The organism is Oceanivirga salmonicida (assembly GCF_001517915.1).
In the GTDB taxonomy this organism is placed as follows: Bacteria; Fusobacteriota; Fusobacteriia; order Fusobacteriales; family Leptotrichiaceae; genus Oceanivirga; species Oceanivirga salmonicida.
The window spans coordinates 1-336 of record NZ_LOQI01000207.1; the positions used below are offsets into that span (position 1 = coordinate 1).

Annotated in this window: 1 pseudogene; it reads left to right on the forward strand. The window is 29.8% G+C overall.

The window, feature by feature from the left end:
• Positions 1–336 (forward strand): annotated as a pseudogene (locus AWT72_RS08980) (GA module-containing protein); the annotation flags it as partial.

Consider the following 336-nt stretch of genomic DNA (forward strand, 5'->3'; position numbering starts at 1 on the left):
AAAGAACAAAAAAAAATAGAAAAAACTAAAACGTCTGAAGAAGTAACTAAAGCATTAGAAGCTGCAAGATTACTTAGCGAAAGTAATTTAGCAAAAGATGAAGCTAAGAAATTAGAACAAGCTAAAATAGATGCAACAACTGAAATATCAGAATTAGAAGGTTTAACTGAAGCAGAAGGATTAAAAGCACAAGAAGAAATAGAAAAAGCTACAACAGTTGAAGAAGTAACTAAAGCATTAGAAGCTGCAAGATTACTTAGCGAAAGTAATTTAGCAAAAGATGAAGCTAAGAAATTAGAACAAGCTAAAATAGATGCAACAACTGAAATATCAGAA